This is a genomic window from Paraglaciecola sp. (assembly GCF_030730205.1).
GTDB lineage: Bacteria > Pseudomonadota > Gammaproteobacteria > Enterobacterales > Alteromonadaceae > Paraglaciecola.
This window is the reverse complement of sequence record NZ_JANQVQ010000027.1, coordinates 1-5,840: the sequence shown is the minus strand read 5'-3', so window position 1 is coordinate 5,840 and position 5,840 is coordinate 1. Positions and strand designations below refer to the sequence as shown.

Here is a 5,840-nt window from a genome sequence, read left to right as displayed (position 1 = left end):
CAATGACTTTTCCAGTGGGCTTGCCATGATGCAATATATACGGCGCATTGCCATCATTTCTAAGGGCACTGGAACAGACTGAAAATCGCGTGCTAGAGGATTGACTGCATCCTTGAGTACTGCCTAACTCGGTTTGGTAAAGTTGTTCAAAACGATTAAAAACGGATTGTAATTCTTGAGCATGGGAGACAGTGGTAAAGCCACTTAGAAAAAGCATAAGGCTTACTAAAGAGAAAACTAATTTCATACTTGGTGTCTTAACAGATAAATATTGCCTTACTATAACGAGGCTTTACTGATTTCGCTATGGCTATCAATCGGCTTTTACTTGTGCAAAAAAAAGAGCGCCTTAAAAGGCGCCCTTTTTCATTGTTGATATAAACGATTAAGCGAAGTAAGCCGCTAAGTCGTCACTGCCGCCAATGTGTTTACCACCAATGAATACTTGTGGCCATGTTTCTTTACCTGATAACGCTTTTAATGAGGTAAAGGAGACTTCTTTACCCATAACAAGCTCTTCGTAGGGGTAACCTTTCTCATCTAGTAGGTTTTTTGCTTTTGCACAAAATGGACACCCAGGTTTTGACAAAATAGTCACAGGCAATTTCTTCACTGCATTTGGTGCAATGTAGTCAAGCATGGTGTCAGCGTCAGACACTTCAAAGGGGTCGCCGGGCTTGTTGGGTTCAACAAACATTTTTTCGACTACACCATCTTTCACCAACATCGAATAGCGCCAGCTACGTTTACCGAAACCAAGATCTGCTTTATCAACTAATAAGCCCATACCTTCAGTAAATTCGCCGTTACCGTCTGGGATCAAAGTCACATTTTCAGCTTCTTGATCAGCAGCCCAGGCGTTCATTACAAACGTATCGTTTACCGACATACAAATAATGTCATCGACTCCGTTGGCTTTGAAGGTGCTTGCCAATTCGTTATAACGGGGAAGATGGGTTGAAGAACAAGTTGGGGTAAAAGCACCGGGTAATGAAAACACCACAACGGTTTTACCTTTAAATAACTCAGCTGAAGTACGTTTTACCCACTCATCATTCACGCGCATAGCAAAAGTGACTTCGGGTACAGCTTGACCAGCTTTATCTTGAAAATTTGGATTAGACATGGTTTTCCTCGTTTAGTTAGGTTAATCAGTATTTAACATTAAATCAGTGAGGCTAGAATAACGATTCAATGTGACAAAAGATAAGGGATAAAAACGATGCATGTAATAGAAAAAATAGATTTAAAATAAAAAATTAATCAAATTTAATGAATAAATCTACTGAAAAAAGTCATCTCCTTTTTCCGCTAACATGGCCTCAATATCTTCTATATCGGGTAAAGCGATGGTCTCTTGGTCTTTATTTCCCCCACTGGGTATCGCCTTTTCTTCATTAGCCCACTCGCCTAAATCGATGAGCTGGCATTGTTTTGAACAAAACGGCCTGAAAACACTCGCCGATGACCACTCGACTTCTTTCTTACACATTGGACACGCTACATTCATGATTTAACAACACGCTAATTGAAAAGGAACGGTGGCATCAACCCCACTACTACCCTGAATCGTTGGGGTAAAAAGGGTAAATCGTATTGCATACCGATATTTGTTGCCGCTAAGCATAGGGTAATAACCTTGGTCCGTGAAACTCACTACGCGAATTAATTCATTTTTGTCTTCAGCAAGGCCTTGATAAAAACCTTTCTCGGCATTGTGTTGCACAAAACGCCCTCGCTCACGCAAGAAGGATAGCGTTATTTCAATGGCTTCTTTAATCGGATTTAACTCTTGCATCCAAGTATTTACGTTTTTAAGTTTCTCAGCATTAGCTTGCTGCAACCAGTAGTGCAAATTTGGTAGGTCAAAACTACAGGTACCACCAGGGATGCTAAACCGCTGACGAATAGACGACAGAAAACGTTCTTCTTTTAAATCAGCCCCAATCTTTTTATTGCCTTTGAGGGATTCTCTCAAACGTAAGATCTTTTTCAGTGAGGCTTGCAGTGCATCATTATCAATATTGGGGTGCTGCGACCAAATCACTAAGTTTTTTTCATGTTGCTCAATATCTTTTAATACGTCGTTGCGCAAATCAAGGCGCTCTAGGAGGTCGAGCATGGTAAATAGTGAGCTAAAAAAATTGATAAACTGCCAATTTTCAGTGGCTACATTGGCATGTACAAGCTGCTTAAAAAGCTGCTCTAGGCGCAGATACGTTCTGACCTTTTCATTGAGCGGAAATTCGTATATCGCTTGTGACATAAAGACTCTTTAGTTGTTTTTATCGAAAATAAGTGGAATTTTATGGTCTCAGAGTCGAGACAAGCTAACATTGTAAAGAATTTTTAAGCAAATCTATAGGCCGATATAACGAATACCACGCCTATTCACTCACATTGTTGCCTATGCGGACTCGGCTAATGATAAATACAGCTGGTGTAGCTGTGCTACTTTTTCGATTAATTCTTGTTCAGAGCCTTCATTTTCTATCACATCATCGGCCACGGCTAAACGTTGTTCACGACTGGCTTGAGCCCGCATGATAGCAGATATCTGTTCAACATTGCTGTTATCTCTAAGCACGGTGCGCTGTAACTGAGTGGCTTCACTCACATCGACTATCAGTACCCTGTCCACCGTTTTATATCCCTGATTTTCGACCAATAAGGGCACACTCAAAATACAATAAGGCGAACTGGCCCCTTGGGTTTGTTGCTGCATTTGCTCTCGAATTAGCGGGTGGAGCAACTGATTAAGCCATTCTTTCAGATCGGGCTGAGTGAAAACCAGCTGCCTTAGTAAAGCGCGATTGAGGTGGCCATGATTGTCTAAAATATCTTGGCCCAATTTAGCCACAATCGCATTTAGACCAGGAGTTTGAGGCGCAACGACCTCTCGAGCTATCACATCGGCATCGATAATATCGATACCTAATTCGGCAAATAGATTTGTAACGGTAGTTTTACCGCTGCCAATTCCTCCGCTCACCCCCACTACATAAGTGCTCATCGCACTATCCAGGCAAGGTATTGGCTTACAAACCAATCACCGTAAAGTAAGGTTAACCAGCCTGCTGCAGCTAAATAAGGCCCAAAGGGTATAGGCTGACTTTTGTCGCGGCCTTGAATTAAAATCAAACTGATACCGACAATGGCGCCAACTAAGGACGATAATAAAATCACCACAGGTAATTGTTGCCACCCTACAAAAGCGCCTAAAGCCGCTAACAATTTAAAATCGCCATAGCCCATGCCTTCTTTGCCAGTGAGCAACTTAAAAGCCCAATACAGCGACCATAAACACACATACCCCACGGCGGCGCCAATGATGGCATCTGCACTACCAACATACACACCACTGATACTGGCCAGTAAACCAATCCACAACAGACTTAGGGTTAATTGGTCGGGCAATAACATCTTGTCTAAGTCAATGAAAGTCATCGCAATTAATAACCAAGTGGCAAGCACGGCCAGTAAAGCGGCTGGCCCAAAGCCAAAATGCCACGCAGCAACCGCGCTCAGAACAGCGCTCAGCAGCTCAACGAAGGGATAACGAATAGAGATACTATTTTGGCACTGACTACATTTGCCTCTGAGCCATAACCAGCTTAATACGGGGATATTTTCCCAGGCTCTGATTTTGTGTTGGCAGCTGGGGCAAGTTGAATCGGGCTTGACCAGATTAAAAGCTTGAGTTTGGCTGGTATGAGAGGCTTGATCAGGGTGTAAATAACTTTCACATTCTTGGCGCCATGCGCGCTCCATCATAATAGGTAGGCGATATATCACCACATTCAGAAAACTACCTACCAACAAACTGACCACAAACACCGTGCCAATAAAATAGGCGGGTGATTCGCTCATGAGTTGTAACATTGCATTCATCGTTGAAAACTTATATCAGTGAGAGAAAAACGCCATAGCTTGCCAGATTTTTTTTTCTCAAGCTATGAATCAATGATGACGTGTATTGAGCTGCTAGGAGAATTTCGTAGCTAAAATGCACCGGTCACCGACAGCTTCTAAAACAACAAATCATCACTCAGTAGGAGTGGGGTCGGTCCTGAGCATAAACCTGTTAAAAGAGATTCGCAGCTAAAGCAGCTCCTACAAAAAGCAATCATTGCTCTTTAGGAGCGGCTTCCGCCGCGAGCCCACGCCCGCAACTCGAAGTTATTTATATGACATTACCCATTTCAAATATTGGTAAATACATCGCAACAATTAAGCCTCCAATAACTACACCTAAAACAGCCATAATCATCGGCTCTAACAAGCTGGTTAAACCATCAACTAAGTCATCTACCTCTGCCTCATAGATAAAGGCAATTTTACTGAGCATTTCATCAACGGCCCCCGCCTCTTCACCGATGGCGATCATTTGCACCACCATTTCTGGAAACACACCCGTTGAGCGCATAGCAACATTCATTTGAATACCGCCAGCCACTTCTTTTTTCACAAATAAAATGGCATCGCGGAAAATCGCATTACCCGCAGCACCTGCAGCAGAATCTAAGGCGCTGATTAGTGGAACACCCGCGGCAAAGGTGGTTGACAAAGTACGAGTAAATCGAGCCACGGAGGCTTTTTTGAGTATTTCGCCAATCACCGGAATTTTAAGCAGTTTCGCATCCACTGAATCACGCAATTTTTTTGATTTTTTATGTGCTCGTTTAAATAAATAGCCTGCTACAAATAGCCCCGCACCAACAAACAGACCGTTGTCTTGCATAAAACGGGAAATCACTAAAACAAATTGGGTAAAGGCAGGTAATTCAGCGCCAAAACTACTGAAAATTTCTTCAAACTGTGGCACTACAAAAATAAGCAATATCGTAGTAACGATAAAAGCCACGGTAATAACCGCAATGGGGTAAAACATGGCTTTTTTAATTTTAGACTTTAAGGCTTCGGCCTTTTCTTTGTAAATGGCAATACGGTCGTAAATGGTTTCAAGGGCGCCAGACTGCTCACCGGTTTCAACTAAATCACAGTACAAATCATCAAATTGGTCAGGGTGTTTGCGTAACGAGTTAGATAAGGGGTTACCCGCTTTTACTTCGTTGCTGATCTCAGCCAACATTTTGCGCATTTTTACATTGTTATGACCTTGGGCGATCATATCAATGGATTGGATCAACGTCACACCCGCACTGAGCATGGTAGCTAACTGGCGCGATACCACGGCAATATCCATGGGCTTAATTTTTTCAGCCCCTTTGCCAAATAAAGGTGTGCTGAGCTTTTTGACTTTTTTGGCAGAGATACCTTGCCGGCGCAATTGATTTTTGGCTTCTAATATCGAGGTAGCTGATATCTCACCTTTAACCGCCTGACCACGTTTGTTAGCGCCTGAATATTCATACGTGATAGGAGCAGCTGCCATGATATTTTTACTCCATCATTTTTAAACGATAAAAAGCCCAATTTAATCTGGGCTTTTTCATATTTAATTTTGGTAACTTACTAGCATGAAGTAGCTGGTGTACATGTTTCAGCCCAAACAACTTGACCCGAAGCTTGACGTGTAGGTGTCATCACATATGACGCGCCGCTCATACTTCCAGTAGCGTCGGTTGCTGCATCAATAGTGATAACCCCGGCAGCTGTGGTCACGCCAATTACACCCGCACCTGCAGTTACATCAGCAGGGATACCATTTGAACCACCATCGCAGTTTGCCAAAGATCCTTCAGTATTCGAACATATTTCAACCGCAATTTTTGCACCGCCAGCACTGTTTTTGAGTTCAGTAAATTTAGCTTTGTCTGTATAAGTTTGATAAGCAGGCAATGCGATCATGGCCAAGATACCGATGATGGCAACAACAA

General features: G+C 42.7%; 7 protein-coding genes and 1 pseudogene. All 8 read right to left on the bottom strand.

The genetic code is table 11. The annotated features are described in order from the left end of the window. Positions 1–247: pseudogene (locus NWQ57_RS02335) on the bottom strand (phospholipase); the annotation flags it as partial. A gap of 138 nt (positions 248–385) precedes the next feature. Next, positions 386–1,126 (bottom strand): glutathione peroxidase, encoded by a 741-nt coding sequence (locus NWQ57_RS02330; protein ID WP_306020383.1) that lies wholly within the window; start codon positions 1,124–1,126, stop codon positions 386–388. A gap of 156 nt (positions 1,127–1,282) precedes the next feature. Beyond that, positions 1,283–1,510, bottom strand: a complete 228-nt coding sequence (yacG, locus tag NWQ57_RS02325) for a DNA gyrase inhibitor YacG (RefSeq protein WP_306020382.1) — start codon at positions 1,508–1,510, stop codon at positions 1,283–1,285. A 3-nt stretch (positions 1,511–1,513) separates the two neighbouring features. Continuing rightward, entirely contained in the window at positions 1,514–2,266 is a 753-nt protein-coding gene (zapD, locus tag NWQ57_RS02320; RefSeq protein ID WP_306020381.1) for a cell division protein ZapD, read from the bottom strand. Positions 2,267–2,407: 141 nt separating this feature from the next. Further along, positions 2,408–3,013 (bottom strand): dephospho-CoA kinase, encoded by a 606-nt coding sequence (gene coaE, locus NWQ57_RS02315; protein ID WP_306020380.1) that lies wholly within the window; start codon positions 3,011–3,013, stop codon positions 2,408–2,410. Continuing rightward, positions 3,010–3,891 carry an A24 family peptidase gene (locus tag NWQ57_RS02310; protein WP_306020379.1) on the bottom strand — a complete coding sequence of 294 codons (882 nt, stop codon included), beginning with the start codon at positions 3,889–3,891 and terminating at the stop codon, positions 3,010–3,012. Before NWQ57_RS02310 ends, coaE begins: the two co-directional genes overlap by 4 nt. A 292-nt stretch (positions 3,892–4,183) precedes the next feature. Beyond that, positions 4,184–5,395 (bottom strand): type II secretion system F family protein, encoded by a 1,212-nt coding sequence (locus NWQ57_RS02305; protein WP_306020378.1) that lies wholly within the window; start codon positions 5,393–5,395, stop codon positions 4,184–4,186. 80 nt (positions 5,396–5,475) lie between these two features. Further along, positions 5,476–5,840, bottom strand: a 365-nt coding sequence (locus NWQ57_RS02300) for a pilin (protein WP_306020377.1), incomplete at its 5' end; no start/stop codon positions are given.

Bases quoted from the DNA above. Each gene is read 5' to 3' on its own strand.
- NWQ57_RS02330 (WP_306020383.1), bottom strand. From the start codon at position 1,126: ATGTCTAATCCAAATTTTCAAGATAAAGCTGGTCAAGCTGTACCCGAA.
- yacG (WP_306020382.1), bottom strand. From the start codon at position 1,510: ATGAATGTAGCGTGTCCAATGTGTAAGAAAGAAGTCGAGTGGTCATCG.
- zapD (WP_306020381.1), bottom strand. From the start codon at position 2,266: ATGTCACAAGCGATATACGAATTTCCGCTCAATGAAAAGGTCAGAACG.
- coaE (WP_306020380.1), bottom strand. From the start codon at position 3,013: ATGAGCACTTATGTAGTGGGGGTGAGCGGAGGAATTGGCAGCGGTAAA.
- NWQ57_RS02310 (WP_306020379.1), bottom strand. From the start codon at position 3,891: ATGAATGCAATGTTACAACTCATGAGCGAATCACCCGCCTATTTTATT.
- NWQ57_RS02305 (WP_306020378.1), bottom strand. From the start codon at position 5,395: ATGGCAGCTGCTCCTATCACGTATGAATATTCAGGCGCTAACAAACGT.